Below are 19,951 nucleotides of genomic sequence, written 5' to 3' on the forward strand. Positions count from 1 at the left end.
ACAAGAACTGCGACAAAATGAATAATTTGAATCTGATACCCGTCCTTCCTGAAATATTCCTGGCAATTGCGATTTGCGCAATTTTGCTGATTGACTTGTTTCTGAAGGACGAGAAACGCCACATCACTTACGTGCTGTCGATTATTGCATTGCTGGTTTGCGGTGTGCTTAGCCTGTCTGACTTCAATACAGGTGCGACTGTCTACACCTTCAACAATATGTTCGTCTCGGATCCGATGTCGAGCTTGTTGAAGATCTGTTCGTATGTTGCAGTTGGCCTGACACTGATTTACTCGCGCCAATACGGTCTGGACCGTGAAATGGTAAACGGCCGCCTCGGCGGTGAGTTCTACCTGCTTGCGCTGTTCTCGCTGCTGGGTCAGATGGTCATGATCTCGGCCAACAACTTCCTGATCATCTACCTGGGTCTGGAACTGATGTCCTTGTCGCTGTACGCACTGGTTGCTATGCGTCGTGACCACGCGGTCTCGACAGAAGCGGCGATGAAGTACTTCATCCTGGGTGCGCTGGCTTCCGGTTTCCTGTTGTACGGTATCTCGATGTTGTACGGCGCGACCGGTTCGCTCGACCTGACCGAAGTGGCACGTGCTACTGCGGCTGGTACTGTGAACAAACCTATCCTGATCTTCGGCCTGGTATTCCTGGTCTCTGGTCTGGCGTTCAAACTGGGCGTGGTACCGTTCCACATGTGGGTACCTGACGTTTATCAAGGTGCACCTACATCGGTGACCCTGTTGCTGGGTGGTGCGCCTAAACTGGCTGCATTCGCAATTACCATCCGTTTGCTGGTGGAAGGCTTGCCAGCACTGGCGATCGACTGGCAGCAAATGCTGACCATCCTGGCTGTACTGTCGATGGCGATCGGTAACGTTACTGCGATCGTGCAAACGAATATCAAGCGCATGCTGGCGTATTCGACGATTTCGCAAATGGGCTTCATCCTGCTCGGTTTGTTGTCCGGCGTGGTGGTTGGTGCTGATGGCACCACTACCAACGGTTACAGCGCAGCGATGTTCTACTCGATCACCTACGTGCTGACTACCCTGGGCATCTTCGGCGTCATCATGTTGTTGTCGCGTGCCGGTTTCGAAGCTGAAAACATCGACGACTTCAAAGGCCTGAACCAACGCAGCCCATGGTTCGCGCTGGTTACACTGATGCTGATGTTCTCGTTGGCAGGTGTGCCTCCAGTCGTCGGCTTCTACGCCAAGCTGTCGGTATTGCAAGCTGTATTGAGCACAGGCCAAATCTGGCTGGCGATCGTAGCGGTATTGTTCTCGCTGATCGGTGCTTACTACTACCTGCGTGTGGTCAAAGTCATGTACTTCGACGAGCCACTGGATAACTCCAAGATCGTGGTCAGCAAGGACGTTAGTGTTGCACTGAGCATCAACGGCGCATCCTTGCTGGTGCTCGGCCTGGTGCCGGGTCCTTTGATGACAGCTTGTGCTGCTGCTATCGTCACGACGCTCGCGTCCTGATCTGTCACTGAGTGGATGTCTCGCTTGCCAGCTGGTTTGTGATTTTGTTGGCGCTATTCAGCGCCAACCTTCCATTCTTCAATGAACGGCTGTTCGCCGTTCTCCCCTTGTCTTCTTCCAGTAAGCCGGTCTGGCTGCGTCTGATCGAACTGTTCGTCCTGTATCTGGTCGTCGGTTTGGTCGCACGCGGACTGGAATCCCGCATCGGCAGTGTGTTCCCACAAGGCTGGGAATTTTTCGCTGTGACCAGCTGTCTATTTATTGTGCTGGCCTATCCAGGCTTTGTCATGCGCTATATGCGCAAGCGTCATCACTGACAGACTTTACTGACATCTTTCCCACATCGGCTTCCTCCCGGCCGCCGAGTGCCTACCGGAGCTGCAGATGGATAATCACCTTAAAGAAATTCGCATCGACAGCACGCTTGCCTACGACGGTCATTTCCTGAAAGTACAACGCGATACCGTGCGTCTGCCGAATGGCCAGCCGACTACGCGTGAGTACATCAAGCATCCAGGTGCGGTAGTGGTCCTGCCTTTGTTTGATGACGGCAAAGTGCTGATGGAACGGCAGTTCCGCTATCCTATCGATCGCGTCTTCATCGAATTCCCGGCCGGTAAGATAGATGCGGGGGAGGAGCCGCTGGCCTGTGCAAAACGTGAATTACTGGAAGAGACCGGTTATACCGCGACTGACTGGCAGTTCGTCTGCACCATACACAATGCAATCGCTTATGCCGACGAGCATCTGGATTTATATCTGGCGCGCGGCCTGACGGCTGGTGAGCGCAAGCTGGATGACGAGGAATTCCTCGATATCTTTACGCTGGGTGCAGATGAATTACCTGGCTTGATACGCGAAGGAAAGATCACCGACGTGAAAACCGTGATCGGGGCATTCTGGCTGGAGAAGATCATCAGCGGGGAATGGAAGCTTTGAGTTGATCACTATGTGATGCAAAATAAAAAAGCCGCTGAAAAGCGGCTTTTTGTTTTTACATATTCGGATAGTTGGGACCGCCGCCACCTTCAGGTGTGACCCACACGATGTTTTGCGTCGGGTCCTTGATGTCGCAGGTTTTGCAATGCACGCAGTTTTGCGCATTGATTTGCAAACGGTCGTCACCGGCATCTGTTTTGACGAATTCATACACTCCGGCCGGGCAGTAGCGTGCTTCAGGACCCGCATACTCTGCCAGGTTAACCTGTACCGGTACATTCGGATCTTTCAGTGTCAAGTGGATAGGCTGGTCTTCGCTGTGGTTGGTATTCGAGATAAATACCGATGACAGTCTGTCGAAGGTCAGCTTGTTATCCGGCTTAGGATAAGCAATAGGCTGGAACTCGGAGGCTGGACGCAAACAAGTGTGGTCAGCGTGTGTGTTACGCAGGGTCCACGGTGCCTTGCCGCGGAAGATGAGCTGGTCTATGCCTACCATTAGAGATCCGGTGTACAAGCCTTTGCTCATAAACGGTTTGAAGTTGCGTGCGACGTGCAGCTCTTCATGCAACCAGGATTGTTTGAAGGCGATAGGGTAGTCGCTCAACTCATCAGCCTGACGACCTTCACCCAGGGCAACGAAAGCCGCGTCGGCCGCCATCATGCCGCTTTTCATCGCCGCGTGGCTGCCCTTGATGCGGCTGGCGTTGAGGAAGCCGGCGTCGCAACCGATCAGTGCCCCACCGGCAAACACCAGCTTGGGCAGCGATTGCAAGCCGCCCGCAGTGATGGCGCGCGCACCGTAGGAGATACGTTTGCCACCGACGAAGAAGCGGCTGATTTCCGGATGCGTTTTGTAGCGCTGGAATTCTTCAAATGGCGATAGGTAAGGATTGTCATAGCCGAGACCGACCACATAACCGACTGCGACCTGATTGTCTTCCAGATGGTAGAGGAAGGAGCCGCCATAGGTATCGCTGGCGAGTGGCCAGCCTGCGGTGTGGATCACCAGGCCAGGTTGATGCAGGGCCGGATCGATTTCCCACAATTCCTTGATGCCGATGGCATAGGTTTGTGGTGCCTTGCCTTCATTCAAATTGAATTTTTCCATCAACTGCTTGCCGAGGTGGCCACGCGAGCCTTCGGCAAACAAGGTGTACTTGGCATGCAACTCCATCCCCAACTGGAACGATGCGGTAGGCTCACCAGCGCGATTCACGCCCATATTGCCGGTCGCTACGCCTTTGACCGAGCCATCGTCGTTGTACAGGATTTCAGCAGCCGGGAAGCCTGGGAATACTTCCACGCCCAGTGCTTCGGCTTGCTGCCCCAGCCAGCGCACTACGTTGGCCAGTGAGACCACGTAATTGCCGTGGTTCTGGAAGCAGGCTGGTAACAGGAAGTTGGGTGTCTTGTAGGCTTTTTTCTCGCTCAGGAACAGGAAGCGGTCTTCGCTTACAGCTGTATTCAAAGGTGCGCCGAGTTCCTTCCAGTCGGGAAACAGTTCGGTGATCGCTTGCGGATCCATCACGGCGCCGGACAGGATATGCGCACCCAGTTCGCCGCCTTTTTCCAGGATGCAGACGGATACTTCAGTATTTTTTTCAGCGGCTAGTTGTTTGAGGCGTATCGCCGCAGCAAGGCCTGCAGGGCCGCCGCCGACGATCACGACGTCGTATTCCATCGCTTCACGCGGGCCGTATTGTTCGAGCAGGCTGGAATCGGAAGTTTGGGTATTGGTCATTGTTTATTGCAGTCTAAATATCTTTCACGCGGAAGCCGATATTGTCCCTTGTTTTAGCGGCAATACGAAGGGCAAAAACACGCATTACTGCGCTTTCGTGTAATCATAACGCGTAAGTCATGCATTTTTATTTGCAGTGCGTCAACAATCAGGGGAATTCAGTGGGCATAGAAGTCAATTTTGAGGGCAAGGTAGCCCTTGTTACCGGTGCTTCCAGTGGTCTGGGTGCACGTTTTGCAAAAGTATTGGCGATGGCGGGGGCGCAGGTCATCCTGGCCGCACGTCGGGTCGATCGCCTGAAGGAATTGCGCGCCGAGATCGAAGCTGAAGGCGGAGCCGCCCAGGTCGTCAGCCTGGATGTAACTGATTACGCCAGCATCAAGTCCGCAATCGCGCATGCTGAAACTGAAACTGGCGCGATTGATATCCTGGTTAACAACTCCGGCGTCTCGGCCAGCCAGCGCCTGGTTGATGTGACGCCGGAAGATTATGCCCACATGATGGACACCAACCAGCGTGGCGCATTTTTCGTCGCGCAGGAAGTCGCGAAACGCATGATAACCCGCTACAAAGGCGATCCCAAAAAGCAGCACCGCATTATCAACATCGGTTCGGTTGCAGGCTTGCGCGTGGTACCGGAACTGGGTCTGTATTGCATCAGCAAGGCTGCAGTGGTGCACATGACCAAAGCGATGGCGCTGGAGTGGGGTAAGTTTGGTATTAACGTCAATGCCATTTGTCCCGGCTATATCGGCACCGAAATAAATGCTGACTATTTTAAGAGTGAACAAGGCCAACAAGTACTGGAAATGTTGCCACGCAAACGCATAGGAAAACCCGAGGATCTGGATGGTTTGTTGCTGTTGCTGGCGGCTGAGGAATCGCACTTTATCAACGGCGCCATCATGACTGCTGACGATGGCATGAGCGTGCAGTAATTCTGATGTCAAAGATTTCCATCTGACCGGCTTCAGATGGAAATCAGTGTTCGTTTCATTTCTTCAAGTGGTAGGTCAGAGCTGCGGCTATACAGATAGCCACTGCATCTTGCGGCGGCTCGTCTTCCAGTTTGAGGATCAGGGCACGGTTACCCTGGAATGTGAAGTCATGTTGAAACATGGTCCGGAACATTGCGACCAAACTGGTCTGGCAATGAAAGTAGATTGCGTAGTTCAGTGGATCCTTTGCTTTCCAGTCCATACGTATCGTCGTGCCCGCCTTGTTTTTTCCGATGTAGGCCGGCTCGCCCCATTTCAGCGATTCTTCCAGTTCACCGACCCCGTCCGTATTTTCCGCCGTCTGAAAAATCAGTTCACGCAGGTCTAGCAAGCGCCGACGCGCCTTGGCTGGGTATGCGTCAAATTTGGCCTGGACCTGATGATGCGCAAAGGGTTTCACGATGAAGCGCTCGGTCACGATCAGACGCTTACTGCCACTTCCCGCCTTGAGCCTGGCATCCCGATTTGGTAGAGGCTAAAGTCTTGGGGTCGCGCTTGTAATAGTGGCTGCTTAAAGGTTGCCCAAAGAATCCCACGCAGACGCCTTGTGCCTGGGCCGGGCAAGCGGCCATATAGGTCGTCTTGGCAGGTGGCCCGCCGAATGCTGCCGTCGCTTGCGACAGGCTATTGCAGGTTTCAACGAATTGCCCATGTGGGATGCCATTGTTTTGCAAACAATCCTTGATCTCTGTTTTTTCGCCTGCGACGGTGAAGCTGCCTTCCATCAGGCAAGCTTTTTGTTGCGCCATGGCCAGGAGGGGGAAAGTGAGGGTGAATATCGCAACAAGGCGAAGAGAACCAGGGGTCGTGTGCATATATCGGCTCCAGTCTATGGGCAAAGGAGAAGGGCAGGATACAAGAACGCAGTAGCAAAAGGATGATCTCTACTAGCGTTTAATTTTATATTTGACGCGCCACGCCGAGCAAGCGATTCACCAATTCACTGGATGTGGTTGCGGTGAATTTCCGCATCAGCTTGGCTCGGTGCATTTCCACCGTGCGCGGACTGAGGCCGATTTGCTTGGCGATCAGTTTGCTGGTTTTGCCGTCTACTAGCAGCGCGGCAATTTCACGCTCACGTGGTGTCAGTTCGGCCGTGACCGGACGTTTCTCACTCAAATCTTCAAAAGTCCAGATGCCGGCAGCATGCGGGTCTTCGCTATGCAGCGCCCGTCCGCTCACATGGCACCAGAATAATTGCCCGTCTGCACGCTTCATGATGCGCTCGTCCGAATAACAACCCTTGGCATTCATGATGGGAACGATGCGGGCGCCGGTCCGCTCAAATTCCACATAACTTGGGTAGAGCTGCGCGAATGAGAGTCCGTTCAGCGCACCATGCTCATAGCCAAACATCACCGCCAGCGCGTGATTGCAGTCATGCATGACACGATGTTGCGATATGCACATGCCGATAGGCGCATGCCGGAATATGCTTTCATAATCGATGTCTGCGCGTTCATTCATGCCGGATTCAGCCTTCATTCCTCGTAGTTCTACGGTATTGTGACTATGACAGTGCCGCCGTATGCTGGCAGATGCACTTTTGTTGTTCCGTTGCGGTTTACTCTACACAAAGAAGGGTGCCTATGAACAAAGTTTATCCTGATGCGGCTTCCGCACTGGCGGATATAGTCCGGGACGGACAAACCATCGCGGTCGGCGGTTTTGGACTGTGCGGTATCCCGGAAGCCCTGATTGCCGCCTTACGCGACTCCGGTGTGCAAAACCTGACCGCTATTTCCAATAATGCCGGGGTGGACGATGCCGGTCTGGGCCAGTTACTGCAAACACGCCAGATCAAGAAAATGATTGCCTCCTATGTAGGTGAAAACAAGGAATTCGAACGCCAGTACCTGGCCGGCGAACTGGAATTGGAATTCACGCCGCAAGGAACACTGGCTGAAAAATTGCGCGCTGGTGGTGCAGGCATACCTGCTTTTTTTACTAAAACCGGTGTCGGCACCGTGGTTTCTGAGGGTAAGGATGTGCGCGAATTTGATGGCGAAAAATACGTGATGGAACGATCGCTGGTTGCGGATGTGTCGATAGTCAAAGCGTATATGGCAGACAAGGCCGGTAACCTCGTTTATCGCCGTACCGCGCGCAACTTCAATCCGAATGTGGCGATGGCCGGGAAAATCACCGTGGTCGAAGTCGAAAAGCTGGTCGAGATCGGCGAAATCGATCCGGATCACGTGCACACACCGGGCATCTTCATACACCGCATCGTGCTGAATGCACATCCGCAAAAGCGGATAGAGCAACGCACCCTGCGTGCAAGCTAATCAACACGGAGACATCACATGGCCTGGACCCGGGAAGAAATGGCAGCGCGTGCAGCGCAGGAATTACAGGATGGTGCTTACGTCAACCTCGGCATAGGCTTGCCGACGCTGGTGGCGAATTACGTGCCGGACGATATCCATGTCTGGTTGCAATCGGAGAATGGCTTGCTCGGCATCGGACCGTTCCCGACTGAAGATGAAATCGATCCCGACCTGATCAATGCCGGCAAGCAGACGGTCACTTCCTTGCCTGGTTCATCTTATTTCAGTTCGGCCGATTCCTTCGGCATGATACGCGGCGGCAAAATCGATATCGCCTTGCTGGGAGCGATGCAGGTATCCGCACAAGGCGACCTTGCGAACTGGATGATCCCCGGCAAAATGGTAAAGGGCATGGGCGGTGCGATGGACCTGGTTGCAGGTGTCAAACGTATCGTGGTACTGATGGAACATGTGGCGCGTGCTAAGGACGGTACGGTATCGCACAAGATATTGCCGCAATGCAGCCTGCCGTTGACGGGTGTTGCGGTGGTCGATCGCATCATCACTGATCTGGGTGTGATGGATGTGACACCGCAAGGTTTGCAGTTAGTCGAACTGGCGACAGGTGTCACGCTGGAAGAAATCCAGGCCGGCACCGGCGTACCGCTGGATAGCAGCAAGCTGCAATAACGCTGAGAGCAGGGCGCTGGACTTATTGTGCAGTCCAGCCGCCATCCATATTCCACGCAGCACCACGCACCTGTACCGCAGCCTCACTGCAGAGGAATACAGCGAGCGCACCCAATTGCTGCGGCGTGACAAATTCGCCGGACGGCTGCTTCTCTGAAACCAGATCCTTCTTCGCTGCCTCGTCCGACAAACCTTCACGGGCGGCGCGCGCATCCACTTGCTTCTGCACCAGCGGCGTCAAAACCCAGCCCGGACATATCGCATTGCAGGTAATGCCAGTATGCGCCATCTCCAGTGCTGTTACTTTGGTCAGGCCGACGATGCCGTGCTTGGCTGCGACATAAGCTGATTTCTGTACCGAGCCGACCAGTCCATGTACGGATGCGATGTTGATGATGCGGCCCCAGTTCTTCGCCTGCATCATAGGCAGTGCGAGGCGGGTAGTGTGGAAAGCGGAGGACAGGTTGATGGCGATGATGGCATCCCATTTTTCAACCGGAAAGTCTTCTATGGTTTCGGTATGCTGGATACCTGCATTGTTGACGAGGATGTCAACAGCCCCAAACTGCTCGGCAGCAAAGGCCATCATGGCGGCGATTTCTGCCGGTTTCGACATGTCTGCCGGATGATGCACACACTTGACGCCATGCTTGCGCATCAATGCTGCTTGCAGTGTCTTGATCTCATTCGCATCACCGAAACCGTTGAGCACGATATCGGCACCTTGCTGCGCCAGTGCCTGCGCAATTCCCAATCCTATGCCCGAAGTCGAGCCGGTTACCAGCGCGGTCTTGCCGTGTAGAGGAGCTTTTTGCATGGTCTACCTTTCAATCTGAAAGTTTCTGCGTAGCGATCTTTGGTAAGATTCTACGCGTAAGCGCAAAAAAAGAAGCAATAAAGAGACAAGAAATCAACAAGAGAAAACCGCAATTGTCGCGCACCACGCGCCGACTACCTGATGGCGAGACATATGACCCAGCTACAAATCAAGTCCGTGCAATGCCTTTCCCCGACCGGCTTGCATCCAATGGCATACAAGGAATGGGGCGATAGTAACAATCCCAAAACACTGGTTTGCGTGCATGGCCTGAGCCGTGTTTCCGACGATTTCGACATGCTGGCGCAAGAGCTGGCCCGTGATTATCGCGTGATCTGTCCGGATGTGGTCGGACGTGGTCGCTCTGGTCGCCTGCTGGATCCGCAGTACTACCAGATTCCACAATACGTCAGCGATATGGTGACATTGATCGCGCGCCTCGGTGTAAGTGAGCTGCACTGGCTGGGAACATCGCTGGGTGGCGTAATAGGCATGGCACTTGCATCACTGCCTGCGAATCCGATACGCCGACTGATACTGAATGATATCGGTCCGGAAATGGATGCAGTGGCCCTGGCACGCATAGGTGAATACGTTGGCAAGGATGTACGCTTCGCAACTTTTGATGAGGCATGGAATTATGTGCGGGCAATTTCGCTTTCCTTTGGTCAGCATAGTGATCCGCAGTGGCGCAAGCTGGCGGCGGACGTGATGCATCAGGATGCCGACGGGCAATGGGTGTTTACATACGATCCCGGTATTGCTGTGCCATTCAAGGCAACTACCGTGCATAGCGTGCAGGCAGACACCCAGCGTCTGTGGGCTGCCTACGATGCCATTACTTGTCCGACGCTGGTGATACGTGGTGCCGAGTCGGACTTGCTATCGAACCAAACAGTGCAGGCGATGTCACAACGCGGGCCGAAAGCACAAATTGTCGAGTTGCCAGGGGTAGGCCACGCGCCGACTTTCCTGCATGCAGACCAGATTGCAATCGCGAAGAATTTTTTGCTGGCTTGATATTTCCAGGTCGGTTTTTATATTGGATACATGATGAACATTACACGCTTGCACATAGGCGATACGCTGTCCGAAGTGGCGATACACAACGGCACGGTATACTTGGCGGGACAAATCGCCGAAGACACGACGCAAAACATCCAGGGGCAGACCCGCGAAGTGCTGGGTCATATTGACCGCCTGCTGGCAGAAGCGGGCAGCGACAAGACGCGTATTTTGTCGTGTCAGATCTTTATTGCCGACGTCAAGGATTTTGACGGGATGAATGAAGCGTGGAACGAGTGGGTGCCGGAAGGCCACACGCCGCCGCGCGCCACAGTGGGTGCGCAGTTTCCTGATCCTAAGCGCCTGGTAGAGATAATTGTAGTTGCAGCATCTTCTTAGGTTTTAAATGGTTTCCTTAGCTTCATCACAGAGCGATACGCAAGAGCTACTTCGCTCTGGTTTGACCGAACACGACAGTGCGCGCGTGATGGATGCGCTCGCCTTCGTCAAACCGATTTATAGCGGCAAAAATGTCTCGGCCGGACAGGATGCATTTGAAAGTGAACAGGATACCTTCGAGTTTGCGCAAGGCGTCGCCACTGTTCTCTCTCAATTGGAAACTGATGCCGATACCAGGATTGCAGCCTTGTTGTTCGAGTTGGCAACCGTCGACCCGGCCGCGGCCGAGAAGATAGAAGAGCGCTTCGGTACGGAAGTAAATAATCTGGTGCAGGGTGTGCGGCAATTGATGCGTCTGCACGAAGTCACCTTCGTCCAGCATGAAGCAACCCGCAGCAAGAATGCGGCGCAGGAAGCAGCAGCGCAACTCGAAGTCGTACGGAAGATGTTGCTGGCGATGGCATCCGATATGCGCGTGGTGCTGGTGCGTCTCGGCACCCGCGTGACCACGCTGCGCTATTTCGCTGATAACAAGGTACAGAACGAACGTTCGAAACAATATGCACGTGAGACTTTCGATCTCTATGCACCGCTGGCTAACCGTCTCGGCGTGTGGCAGCTGAAATGGGAGCTGGAAGATTTATCTTTCCGTTTCCTGCAGCCGGAAGCGTACAAACGCATAGCCTCGCAACTCGAAGAAAAGCGCGTCGAGCGCGAAGCCTTCATCGCCAACGCGATCAAACGTTTGCAATCGGAAATGGCCGCTGCCGGTATCAAGGCGGAAGTATTTGGTCGCCCCAAACACATCTTCAGTATCTGGAGCAAATTGCGCGGCAAGGCGATCGAGTTTTCTGATCTGTACGACGTACGCGCATTCCGCGTGATCGTCGACGATGTGAAAACCTGCTACACGGTGCTGGGCATTATCCACAACATTTGGGCGCCAATACCGGAAGAATTCGACGACTACATTTCGCGTCCGAAACCGAATGGCTATCAATCGCTGCACACCATCGTCATTGCTGAGGACGGACGTCCGCTCGAAGTGCAGGTGCGCACCAACGATATGCACGACTTCGCCGAGTATGGCGTAGCCGCACACTGGCGTTACAAGGAATCCGGCGGTTCGAACTTCTCCGGGCAAAAGTACGACGAAAAGATTGCCTGGTTGCGCCAGTTGCTGGCGTGGAAAAGCGAGGTGGTCGATACCGTCGTCGGACAGGAAGAAGTGCACCGCGACTGGGTCGAGAAACTCAAGTCGGCGACGCTGGATGATCGCATCTATGTCTTGACGCCGCAGGCGCGCGTGATCGAATTACCAAATGGCGCGACGCCTATCGACTTTGCTTATCACTTGCACAGCGATGTCGGACATCGCTGCCGTGGTGCGCGTGTCGATGGCGTATTGGTACCGTTGAATACTGTGCTGAAGAACGGCCAGACCGTAGACATCATCACCGCCAAGGGCGTTAGCACCGTGACCGGTACTGTCGGTCCGTCGCGTGACTGGCTGTCACCTGGCTATGCGGCAAGCTCGCGTACCCGCGCCAAGGTGCGCGCATGGTTCAATGCGATCGATATGCAAGAGACCTTGTCGCATGGTCGTGGCCTGGTGGAAAAAACCTTGCAGCGCGAAGGTAAAACAGCTGTCAACCTTGAAGAGCTGGCGCAAAAGCTGGGCTTCTCCAAGGTCGATGATCTCTTCCTAGCGGTGGGCAAGGATGAGTTCAGCCTGCGCACAGTAGAGCAGGCCCTGCACGGCGAAGATCCGAATGCTGCCGAACCGGAAGATGCGGTCATCCCGCGCAAGAGCCGTGCGTCCAGCGTGGTGCACGGTGCGAAGTCCGGCGTGCTGGTCGTCGGTACCGATGGCTTGATGACGCAATTGGCAAAGTGCTGCAAACCGGCACCGCCGGATGAAATCGTCGGTTTCATTACGCGTGGCAAAGGTGTGTCCATCCATCGCGCCGATTGCAAGAATTTCGTCGAGATGCGCAACAAGGCACCGGAGCGCGTGATTCAGACTGCCTGGGGCAGGCCGGAGTCGGCCACTGTGTATCCGGTCGATATCTTCGTGCTGGCCGGTGACCGGCAAGGCTTGCTGCGCGATATCTCGGATATTTTCCTGCGTGAAAAAATCAATGTGATCGGCGTCAGCACGCAAAGCGTGAAAGGGCAGGCACGTATGGCCTTTACTGCAGAAATTGCTTCGACCGCGCAATTGCAGAAAGCGCTGAACGTGATCCGCGAAGTCAGCGGTGTGCTGGAAGCCAAGCGGCATTGATGAGCTGTTTTTCGCTGGCGAAATCAAATGGCGATGAATTTTTTGCACTTAGTTCACGGAAGCACTAGCTAAGTAAATAATTTGCCGCTATAATTTCGCTTCTTTAGGCGCGTAGCTCAGCTGGTTAGAGCACTACCTTGACATGGTAGGGGTCGTTGGTTCGAGTCCAATCGTGCCTACCAACGAAAAATTGGTAAAACCTGTAAGAGCGAGAAAGGCAACCCGGTTATGACACCGCGAACGGCAACCACATTGGTTTCCAGGCGACGCTAAGTCGGGTTCTTTTTCGTCATTACTATTGAAAAAGCGCGGCTAGCCCGCGTTTTTTTTCGTCCGCATTTTTTGTTGTTCAATTTATCCAGTCTAGCGTCAGCATGCAGGGTCCCGCTGAAACGGAGAGCAAAATGATTACAGTCCGACTTCCCGATGGTTCGCAACGTGAATTTGATGCGCCTGTCACCGTAGCGCAAGTTGCCGCCAATATTGGCACCGGCCTTGCCAAAGCGGCATTGGCAGGCAAGGTCAACGGCGATGTGGTCGATACCTCGTATCTGATCGATAAAGATAGCGACCTGGCTATCATCACGGACAAGGATGCCGAAGGTATCGATGTGATCCGTCATTCGACTGCCCACTTGCTGGCATACGCGGTCAAGGAATTGTTCCCTGATGCGCAAGTCACCATCGGCCCTGTGATCGATAACGGCTTTTACTACGATTTCTCGTACAAGCGTCCGTTTACGCCGGAAGACCTGGTCGCGATCGAAAAGAAAATGACCGAGCTGGCGAAGAAAGACGAGCCGGTTACGCGCAAAGTTATGCCGCGTGATGAAGCTGTTGCCTATTTCAAATCGATAGGTGAAGCGTACAAGGCTGAGATCATAGCCTCCATCCCGGCTGACCAGGAAGTTTCGCTCTACACCGAAGGCAAGTTCACCGACCTGTGCCGCGGACCGCACGTGCCGTCGACTGGCAAGCTGAAAGTATTCAAGCTGATGAAACTGGCCGGTGCCTACTGGCGTGGTGATTCCAAAAATGAAATGCTGCAGCGTATCTACGGTACCGCCTGGGCCAAGAAGGAAGAGCAGGAAGCTTACCTGCACATGCTGGAAGAAGCCGAGAAGCGCGATCACCGCAAGCTGGGCAAGCAGCTCGATTTCTTCCATTTTCAGGAAGAAGCGCCCGGCTTGATCTTTTGGCATCCAAAAGGCTGGTCGATCTGGCAACAGGTTGAGCAATACATGCGCAAGGTCTACCAGGACAACGATTACCAGGAAGTCAAAGCACCGCAAATCCTGGATCGCGGCCTGTGGGAAAAAACCGGTCACTGGGATAACTATCGCGAAAACATGTTCGTGACCGAATCGGAAAACCGTTCATACGCGCTCAAGCCTATGAACTGCCCGGGTCATGTACAAATTTACAATAGCGATATGCGCAGCTATCGCGACCTGCCTTTGCGCTACGGCGAATTCGGCCAGTGCCATCGTAATGAGCCATCCGGCGCCTTGCACGGCATGATGCGCGTGCGCGGCTTTACGCAGGATGACGGCCATATCTTCTGTACAGAAGAGCAAATTGCTGAAGAAGTTACAGCATTCCACGCGCAGGCGATGGCGGTGTATGCAGCTTTCGGCTTTGAAAATATTGATGTCAAACTGGCTTTGCGTCCGGATAGTCGTATCGGCACTGAAGAAAGCTGGGATATCGCCGAGGAATCGCTGCGTTCCGCGCTGCGTGCCTGTGGTGTTGCCTGGACTGAGTTGCCGGGCGAGGGCGCGTTCTACGGTCCGAAAATCGAATATCACCTGAAGGACAGCCTGGGTCGCGCATGGCAAGTGGGTACGGTGCAAATTGATCCGTCGATGCCGGGTCGCCTGGGTGCCGAGTATGTCGCAGTTGATAACAGCCGTAAAACGCCGATTATGTTGCACCGGGCCATCGTTGGTTCGCTCGAGCGTTTCATTGGTATTTTGATCGAACATTACGCTGGTGCATTGCCATTATGGCTAGCTCCGGTGCAAATTGCCGTGCTGAACATCTCTGACGCACAGGCCGAATATGCACAGGCTGTTGCACAAAACCTGAAAAAACAAGGGTTTAGGGTGCACCTGGATTTGCGTAATGAGAAAATTACCTATAAAATACGCGAGCATTCCGTTCAGAAGCTGCCGTACATCATCGTAATTGGCGATAAAGAACGGGACGCAGGTACAGTGGCCGTGCGAGCGCGAGGCAATGTCGATCTGGGTGTAATGCCTGTCGATTTATTGGTGGAACGTCTCAAAAACGAGATGGATACCAAAGCCTAAGGGGCAACCCATAGCGCAAGAGCACGGCTTAATTATTTGATTTTAAAAGGAAATTGCAATAGCTACTGACAAGTCGCATCGGATCAACGGTGAAATTACAGCGCCTGAGCTACGTTTAACTGGTGTAGAAAACGAGCCGCTCGGTATCGTCACTCTGGCAGAAGCCTTCCGCCTGGCGGAAGAGGCTAATGTCGATCTGGTTGAGATTGCGCCAACTGCGCAACCACCAGTCGCACGCCTGATGGACTACGGCAAGTTCAAGTACCAGGAACAAAAGAAGGCGCACGAAGCCAAGCTGAAACAGAAGGTTATTCTGGTGAAGGAAGTCAAATTCCGGCCTGGTACCGATGATGGTGATTACAACATCAAGCTGCGCAACCTGATCAAATTCCTGGAAGACGGCGATAAAACCAAAATCACACTGCGTTTCCGCGGTCGTGAAATGGCGCATCAGGATATCGGCGTAAGAATGCTGGAACGTCTGAAACAAGATCTCGAACCATACGGCCAGGTTGAACAATGGCCGAAGATGGAAGGTCGTCAGATGATCATGGTTCTGTCGCCGAAGAAGAAGAAATAAGAATTTCGTGCGAGTCGTCCGGCAACGGACGATTTACACAAAATAGCAGTGGACTTGATTCCGCTGCATAACAAGTGAAAGCAGGCATCCAAGCGTAACGAAATTGTTGCCACCTGCAATCATATAAAATGGAACTGTCCCTTAAAAGGACAGAGTGTGTCATGCCTAAAATGAAAACGAAAAGCAGCGCCAAAAAGCGCTTTCGTGTACGTCCGGGTGGTACCGTTAAACGCGGTCAAGCGTTCAAACGTCACATCCTGACCAAAAAAACCACCAAAAACAAACGTCAATTGCGCGGTGCTGTCGGTGTCCATGACACCAACATGAATTCCGTACGCGCAATGATGCCTACCGCTTAACCTCACACTCAATTATTAAGGAGTAATCATGCCTAGAGTAAAACGTGGGGTCACAGCACGGGCCCGTCATAAGAAAGTCCTCGACCAAGCCAAAGGCTATCGTGGTCGTCGCAGCAAGGTGTACCGTATTGCCAAGCAAGCAGTTATGCGCGCTGGCCAATATGCATACCGCGATCGTCGTAACAAAAAACGCGTTTTCCGCGCTCTGTGGATCACCCGTATCAATGCAGCAGCACGTGAACATGGCGTTACATACAGCGTGTTCATGAACGGTCTGAAACGCGCATCCATCGAACTGGACCGTAAAGTCCTGGCCGACATGGCTGTGATGGACAAACCGGCATTCGCTGCAATTGTGAATCAGGTGAAAGCAAACATCGCTGCTTAAGTGTTGTGATCGTATGCACCGTCTGCGGACGGTGCAGCAATATCCGAGCGGGGCAGGGTTCCATACCTATGCCCCGTTTTATTTTTGCTTTCCTTTTCGGCTTCCTTGCAAAGGACGAGAACAAACCGCATGAATCACCTCGAACAATTAGTCACCCAAGCCCAGACCGATTTCGCCGCCGCAGAAGATGCCGCCGCGCTGGAAAACGCGAAAGCGAAGTACCTCGGTAAAACGGGACAGATCACCGAACAAATGAAGAGCCTGGGCAAGCTCGCGCCGGAAGAGCGCAAGGCCCAGGGCGCTGTCATTAATTCCGCCAAAGAAAAGATAGAAGCAGCACTGACTGCGCGCCGCGATGCATTATCGAATGCACAGATGGAAGCGCGTCTGAACGCAGAAGCTATCGACATCACCCTGCCAGGTCGCGGTCGCGGCACCGGCGGCATCCACCCGGTCATGCGCTCATGGCAGCGCGTGGAAGAAATCTTCGGTTCCATCGGCTTTGACGTTGCCGACGGCCCGGAAATTGAAAACGACTGGACCAATTTCACTGCATTGAACAGCCCGGAAAACCATCCTGCGCGTTCGATGCAAGACACCTTCTACATCGAAGGCAAAGACACGCTCGGCAAGCCTTTGCTGCTGCGTACGCATACCAGCCCGATGCAAGTGCGCTATGCGCGCATGAACAAGCCACCGATCAAAGTCATCGCGCCGGGTCGTACCTACCGTGTCGATAGCGATGCTACCCATTCGCCTATGTTCCATCAGGTCGAAGGCTTGTGGATCGATGAAAACATCAGCTTCGCTGACCTCAAGGGCGTCTACCTCAACTTCGTCAAAGCGTTCTTTGAAACCGACGATTTGCAAGTACGTTTCCGTCCATCGTACTTCCCGTTCACCGAACCATCGGCCGAGATCGATATCGCTTTCGGTAGCGGACCGCTGAAAGGTCGCTGGCTGGAAGTATCCGGTGCGGGTCAGGTTCATCCTACCGTGCTGCGCAATATGGGTTTTGATCCGGAACAATTCATTGGCTTCGCGTTTGGCTCCGGCCTCGAACGCCTGACCATGCTGCGTTACGGCATCAATGATCTGCGCCTGTTCTACGAAGGCGATTTGCGGTTTCTCAAACAATTCAACTAAAAGCAGTGACAAGCCGGAGCGTGCATGGGATGTGCGCTCTGATTCTTTCTGTATTTTTGTGACGTCTGTGGCAAAAGGTTTTAATCATGCAATTTTCCGAAAGCTGGCTCCGTACGATGGTCGATCCGAACATGACTTCGGACGAATTGGCACACTTGTTGACGATGTCCGGCCTCGAGGTCGAAGAAGTCGAACCAGTCGCGCCGCCATTTTCGAATGTGGTAGTGGCAGAAGTATTGGAAGTCGCCAAGCATCCGAATGCTGATCGCTTGAATGTGTGCCAGGTCAATGTCGGTACCGGCACCATGCTCAACATCGTCTGCGGTGCGCCTAATGTGCGCGCTGGCATGAAGGTGGTCTGTGCGATGGCTGGCGCTATCCTGCCGCCTGGTGAAGACGGCAAGCCATTCGAAATCAAGGTCGGCGCATTGCGCGGCGTTGAATCGCAGGGCATGTTGTGCTCGGCACGTGAACTGAAACTGTCGGACGAGCAGGGCGGCCTGATGGACTTGCCTGCTGATGCACCAGTCGGACAAAATTTCCGTGATTACTATCAACTGAACGACCTCAAGTTCACCATCAAGCTGACCCCGAACAAGGCAGACTGTCTGTCGGTTTTGGGCGTGGCACGTGAAGTGTCGGCCCTGACCGGTACCGCGTTGAAAGTACCGACCTTCCAGTCGGTTGCAGCGACGATTACCGATGTATTGCCAGTCAAAGTATCGGCACCTGATTTGTGCGGTCGTTTTGCTGGTCGCATCATACGCGGCCTGAATGCCAAGGCGCAGACCCCGGACTGGATGAAGCAGCGCCTTGAGCGCAGCGGCCAGCGTCCGATCTCGGCACTGGTAGATATCTCCAACTATGTCATGCTGGAACTCGGCCGTCCTACGCACGTATTCGACCTGAGCAAAATCCACGGCGGACTGGATGTACGCTGGGGCAAAAAAGGTGAGTCGCTGAAACTGTTGAATGGCAATACGGTTGTCATCGATGAGTGGATAGGCGTCATCGCGGACGACAAAGAAATCGAATCGCTGGCCGGCATCATGGGTGGTGATGCCACCGCCGTATCGCTGGATACGCAAGACATCTACCTCGAAGCTGCATTCTGGTACCCGAATGCAATCCAGGGCCGTGGCCGTCGCTTTAACTTCTCTACCGATGCAGCCCATCGTTTTGAACGTGGTGTCGACTTCGCGACCATCGTTGAGCACATGGAGCGCATCACCGCGCTGATCGTCGAAATCTGCGGTCAGAAAGAGCAGACCCAAGTCGGTCCTATCGATGACCACGTAGTGAACCTGCCTAAACGTGAGGCCGTCAGTGTGCGTACTGCACGTGCAGTCAAAGTCATAGGTGTACCGCTGACAGATGAGCAGATCGCTGACATCTTCACACGCCTCGGCCTCAGCTTCACGCACAAGGATGGCGTGTTCTCGGTAACGCCGCCGTCATATCGCTTCGATATCGAAATCGAAGAAGACCTGATTGAAGAGATCGCACGCGTCTACGGTTTTGAAAACATTCCGGCCTTGCCGCCAGTTGCGGCCAGTGCCATGCGCATCCCGCCGGAAAACACCCGCTCGCTGTTCACGATCCGTCGTCAACTGGCTGATGCGGATTACCAGGAAGTGGTCAACTTCAGTTTCGTCGAACAGGAATGGGAAGCGGATTTCGCCGGCAATACCAATCCGATCAAATTGCTGAATCCTATCGCCAGCCAGATGAGCGTCATGCGCTCTTCGATGATAGGCAGCCTGATCGCCAACGTGCGTTACAACCTGAATCGCAAAGTCAGCCGCATCCGCCTGTTTGAAATCGGTGCGATCTACCTGCGCAACAACGTTGAGCAAGATGGTCCATTGTCGGTGGCCGGTTTCGACCAGCCTAAACGTGTGGCCGCGATTGCATACGGTTCGGTGGCTGAAGAGCAGTGGGGCATGGCCTCGCGCAACGTCGACTACTTCGATGTGAAGGCGGATCTGGAAGCCTTGTTTGCGCCGCAAACCTTAACATTTGTCAAAGTTGAGCATCCGGCATTGCATCCGGGACGCTCTGCCAGTATTTTGCTTAATGGTGAAGTAATTGGCTTTATCGGTGAATTGCATCCGCGCTGGCAGCAAAAATATGACCTGCCATTGGCGCCGGTATTGTTCGAAGTTAACGCCAGCGCATTGCAAAGTGTGGGCGTACCTTCCTACAAGGAAATTTCGAAATTCCCTGCGGTAACACGCGACCTTGCGCTGGTGGTCAAACAAGCGGTCCCCATGCAAGACCTGATGGATGCTTTTATTTCCGAAAAGAAATACAATCCAGTTTGCAATATTCTGCAAGTGGTTGTTTTATTTGATGAATATCGCGGGAAAGGTCTGGAGTCGGATGAAAAAAGCCTTGCTTTCCGCTTCACCTTACAAGATACTCAATTAACCCTGCAAGACGATTTGGTTGATGCCGCAATGGCCGCATTTGTTGCTGCCGCCACTACGAAGCATGGGGCCAAATTGCGTGCATAAAC

At 53.7% G+C, this 19,951-nt stretch carries 20 protein-coding genes and 1 tRNA gene; 16 read left to right on the forward strand and 5 right to left on the reverse strand.

The features are described 5' to 3' along the window. Positions 1 to 17: 17 nt before the first annotated feature. From nuoN to H7U06_RS13965, 3 genes are all read left to right on the forward strand, one after another. On the forward strand, positions 18 to 1,502 hold the full coding sequence (nuoN, locus tag H7U06_RS13955; RefSeq protein WP_175626715.1) for an NADH-quinone oxidoreductase subunit NuoN: 1,485 nt from the start codon (positions 18 to 20) through the stop codon (positions 1,500 to 1,502). A gap of 11 nt (positions 1,503 to 1,513) precedes the next feature. Next, complete coding sequence (locus H7U06_RS13960) at positions 1,514 to 1,819, forward strand: DUF2818 family protein (RefSeq protein WP_175626716.1); 306 nt, start codon at positions 1,514 to 1,516, stop codon at positions 1,817 to 1,819. A 67-nt stretch (positions 1,820 to 1,886) separates the two neighbouring features. Beyond that, entirely contained in the window at positions 1,887 to 2,441 is a 555-nt protein-coding gene (locus H7U06_RS13965; RefSeq protein ID WP_175626717.1) for an NUDIX domain-containing protein, read from the forward strand. A 55-nt stretch (positions 2,442 to 2,496) separates the two neighbouring features. On the opposite strand, the gene H7U06_RS13970 is transcribed toward H7U06_RS13965, so the two are convergent. Beyond that, positions 2,497 to 4,185 (reverse strand): electron transfer flavoprotein-ubiquinone oxidoreductase, encoded by a 1,689-nt coding sequence (locus H7U06_RS13970; protein ID WP_175626718.1) that lies wholly within the window; start codon positions 4,183 to 4,185, stop codon positions 2,497 to 2,499. 161 nt (positions 4,186 to 4,346) lie between these two features. On the opposite strand from H7U06_RS13970, the gene H7U06_RS13975 reads away from it, so the two are divergent. After that, positions 4,347 to 5,123 carry an SDR family oxidoreductase gene (locus H7U06_RS13975; protein ID WP_175626871.1) on the forward strand — a complete coding sequence of 259 codons (777 nt, stop codon included), beginning with the start codon at positions 4,347 to 4,349 and terminating at the stop codon, positions 5,121 to 5,123. Positions 5,124 to 5,178: 55 nt separating this feature from the next. Here H7U06_RS13975 and H7U06_RS13980 read toward each other — a convergent pair whose 3' ends face one another. The 3 genes from H7U06_RS13980 to H7U06_RS13990 all read right to left on the reverse strand — a co-directional run bounded on the left by H7U06_RS13980 (position 5,179) and on the right by H7U06_RS13990 (position 6,650). Next, on the reverse strand, positions 5,179 to 5,601 hold the full coding sequence (locus H7U06_RS13980) for a DUF1801 domain-containing protein (protein WP_254873245.1): 423 nt from the start codon (positions 5,599 to 5,601) through the stop codon (positions 5,179 to 5,181). Between the two features lie 10 nt (positions 5,602 to 5,611). Further along, positions 5,612 to 5,998: a hypothetical protein gene (locus tag H7U06_RS13985; RefSeq protein WP_175626719.1), complete on the reverse strand. Its 387-nt coding sequence runs from the start codon at positions 5,996 to 5,998 to the stop codon at positions 5,612 to 5,614. 85 nt (positions 5,999 to 6,083) lie between these two features. After that, entirely contained in the window at positions 6,084 to 6,650 is a 567-nt protein-coding gene (locus H7U06_RS13990) for a LuxR C-terminal-related transcriptional regulator (protein ID WP_175626720.1), read from the reverse strand. Positions 6,651 to 6,772: 122 nt separating this feature from the next. Between H7U06_RS13990 and H7U06_RS13995 the strand changes: the two genes are divergently transcribed. Together H7U06_RS13995 and H7U06_RS14000 are read left to right on the forward strand one after the other, a co-directional pair. After that, entirely contained in the window at positions 6,773 to 7,471 is a 699-nt protein-coding gene (locus H7U06_RS13995; RefSeq protein ID WP_175626721.1) for a CoA transferase subunit A, read from the forward strand. A gap of 18 nt (positions 7,472 to 7,489) precedes the next feature. Beyond that, positions 7,490 to 8,143, forward strand: a complete 654-nt coding sequence (locus H7U06_RS14000; RefSeq protein ID WP_175626722.1) for a CoA transferase subunit B — start codon at positions 7,490 to 7,492, stop codon at positions 8,141 to 8,143. 22 nt (positions 8,144 to 8,165) lie between these two features. On the opposite strand, the gene H7U06_RS14005 is transcribed toward H7U06_RS14000, so the two are convergent. After that, positions 8,166 to 8,960, reverse strand: a complete 795-nt coding sequence (locus tag H7U06_RS14005; RefSeq protein ID WP_175626723.1) for a 3-hydroxybutyrate dehydrogenase — start codon at positions 8,958 to 8,960, stop codon at positions 8,166 to 8,168. Positions 8,961 to 9,113: 153 nt separating this feature from the next. On the opposite strand from H7U06_RS14005, the gene H7U06_RS14010 reads away from it, so the two are divergent. The 10 genes from H7U06_RS14010 (at position 9,114) to pheT (ending at position 19,949) form a co-directional block, all read left to right on the forward strand. Beyond that, positions 9,114 to 9,980 carry an alpha/beta fold hydrolase gene (locus H7U06_RS14010; protein WP_175626724.1) on the forward strand — a complete coding sequence of 289 codons (867 nt, stop codon included), beginning with the start codon at positions 9,114 to 9,116 and terminating at the stop codon, positions 9,978 to 9,980. 33 nt (positions 9,981 to 10,013) lie between these two features. Beyond that, positions 10,014 to 10,364 (forward strand): RidA family protein, encoded by a 351-nt coding sequence (locus H7U06_RS14015; protein ID WP_175626873.1) that lies wholly within the window; start codon positions 10,014 to 10,016, stop codon positions 10,362 to 10,364. Positions 10,365 to 10,371: 7 nt separating this feature from the next. Further along, complete coding sequence (locus H7U06_RS14020) at positions 10,372 to 12,648, forward strand: bifunctional (p)ppGpp synthetase/guanosine-3',5'-bis(diphosphate) 3'-pyrophosphohydrolase (RefSeq protein WP_175626725.1); 2,277 nt, start codon at positions 10,372 to 10,374, stop codon at positions 12,646 to 12,648. A 105-nt stretch (positions 12,649 to 12,753) separates the two neighbouring features. Further along, a tRNA-Val gene (locus tag H7U06_RS14025) sits at positions 12,754 to 12,830 on the forward strand. A gap of 222 nt (positions 12,831 to 13,052) precedes the next feature. Continuing rightward, positions 13,053 to 14,960, forward strand: a complete 1,908-nt coding sequence (thrS, locus tag H7U06_RS14030) for a threonine--tRNA ligase (RefSeq protein ID WP_175626726.1) — start codon at positions 13,053 to 13,055, stop codon at positions 14,958 to 14,960. A gap of 58 nt (positions 14,961 to 15,018) precedes the next feature. Then, positions 15,019 to 15,540, forward strand: a complete 522-nt coding sequence (infC, locus tag H7U06_RS14035) for a translation initiation factor IF-3 (protein ID WP_124574983.1) — start codon at positions 15,019 to 15,021, stop codon at positions 15,538 to 15,540. Between the two features lie 161 nt (positions 15,541 to 15,701). Continuing rightward, positions 15,702 to 15,899 (forward strand): 50S ribosomal protein L35, encoded by a 198-nt coding sequence (gene rpmI / locus H7U06_RS14040; RefSeq protein ID WP_124574982.1) that lies wholly within the window; start codon positions 15,702 to 15,704, stop codon positions 15,897 to 15,899. A 28-nt stretch (positions 15,900 to 15,927) separates the two neighbouring features. Then, positions 15,928 to 16,287, forward strand: coding sequence for a 50S ribosomal protein L20 (gene rplT / locus H7U06_RS14045; protein WP_175626727.1), 360 nt, complete (start codon positions 15,928 to 15,930; stop codon positions 16,285 to 16,287). A 129-nt stretch (positions 16,288 to 16,416) separates the two neighbouring features. Next, complete coding sequence (pheS, locus tag H7U06_RS14050) at positions 16,417 to 17,433, forward strand: phenylalanine--tRNA ligase subunit alpha (RefSeq protein WP_175626728.1); 1,017 nt, start codon at positions 16,417 to 16,419, stop codon at positions 17,431 to 17,433. 86 nt (positions 17,434 to 17,519) lie between these two features. Continuing rightward, on the forward strand, positions 17,520 to 19,949 hold the full coding sequence (pheT, locus tag H7U06_RS14055; RefSeq protein ID WP_175626729.1) for a phenylalanine--tRNA ligase subunit beta: 2,430 nt from the start codon (positions 17,520 to 17,522) through the stop codon (positions 19,947 to 19,949). The last annotated feature ends 2 nt before the right edge of the window (positions 19,950 to 19,951 follow it).

This window comes from Herminiimonas sp. Marseille-P9896, assembly GCF_903993245.1.
In the GTDB taxonomy this organism is placed as follows: Bacteria; Pseudomonadota; Gammaproteobacteria; order Burkholderiales; family Burkholderiaceae_D; genus Oxalicibacterium; species Oxalicibacterium contaminans.

What these genes read in the sequence shown, in the direction of transcription:
- nuoN (WP_175626715.1), top strand. Translation starts at nt 18, where the DNA reads ATGAATAATTTGAATCTGATACCCGTCCTTCCTGAAATATTCCTGGCA.
- H7U06_RS13965 (WP_175626717.1), top strand. Translation starts at nt 1,887, where the DNA reads ATGGATAATCACCTTAAAGAAATTCGCATCGACAGCACGCTTGCCTAC.
- H7U06_RS13970 (WP_175626718.1), bottom strand. Translation starts at nt 4,185, where the DNA reads ATGACCAATACCCAAACTTCCGATTCCAGCCTGCTCGAACAATACGGC.
- H7U06_RS13985 (WP_175626719.1), bottom strand. Translation starts at nt 5,998, where the DNA reads ATGCACACGACCCCTGGTTCTCTTCGCCTTGTTGCGATATTCACCCTC.
- H7U06_RS13990 (WP_175626720.1), bottom strand. Translation starts at nt 6,650, where the DNA reads ATGAATGAACGCGCAGACATCGATTATGAAAGCATATTCCGGCATGCG.
- H7U06_RS13995 (WP_175626721.1), top strand. Translation starts at nt 6,773, where the DNA reads ATGAACAAAGTTTATCCTGATGCGGCTTCCGCACTGGCGGATATAGTC.
- H7U06_RS14000 (WP_175626722.1), top strand. Translation starts at nt 7,490, where the DNA reads ATGGCCTGGACCCGGGAAGAAATGGCAGCGCGTGCAGCGCAGGAATTA.
- H7U06_RS14005 (WP_175626723.1), bottom strand. Translation starts at nt 8,960, where the DNA reads ATGCAAAAAGCTCCTCTACACGGCAAGACCGCGCTGGTAACCGGCTCG.
- H7U06_RS14010 (WP_175626724.1), top strand. Translation starts at nt 9,114, where the DNA reads ATGACCCAGCTACAAATCAAGTCCGTGCAATGCCTTTCCCCGACCGGC.
- H7U06_RS14015 (WP_175626873.1), top strand. Translation starts at nt 10,014, where the DNA reads ATGAACATTACACGCTTGCACATAGGCGATACGCTGTCCGAAGTGGCG.
- H7U06_RS14020 (WP_175626725.1), top strand. Translation starts at nt 10,372, where the DNA reads ATGGTTTCCTTAGCTTCATCACAGAGCGATACGCAAGAGCTACTTCGC.
- thrS (WP_175626726.1), top strand. Translation starts at nt 13,053, where the DNA reads ATGATTACAGTCCGACTTCCCGATGGTTCGCAACGTGAATTTGATGCG.
- rpmI (WP_124574982.1), top strand. Translation starts at nt 15,702, where the DNA reads ATGCCTAAAATGAAAACGAAAAGCAGCGCCAAAAAGCGCTTTCGTGTA.
- rplT (WP_175626727.1), top strand. Translation starts at nt 15,928, where the DNA reads ATGCCTAGAGTAAAACGTGGGGTCACAGCACGGGCCCGTCATAAGAAA.
- pheS (WP_175626728.1), top strand. Translation starts at nt 16,417, where the DNA reads ATGAATCACCTCGAACAATTAGTCACCCAAGCCCAGACCGATTTCGCC.
- pheT (WP_175626729.1), top strand. Translation starts at nt 17,520, where the DNA reads ATGCAATTTTCCGAAAGCTGGCTCCGTACGATGGTCGATCCGAACATG.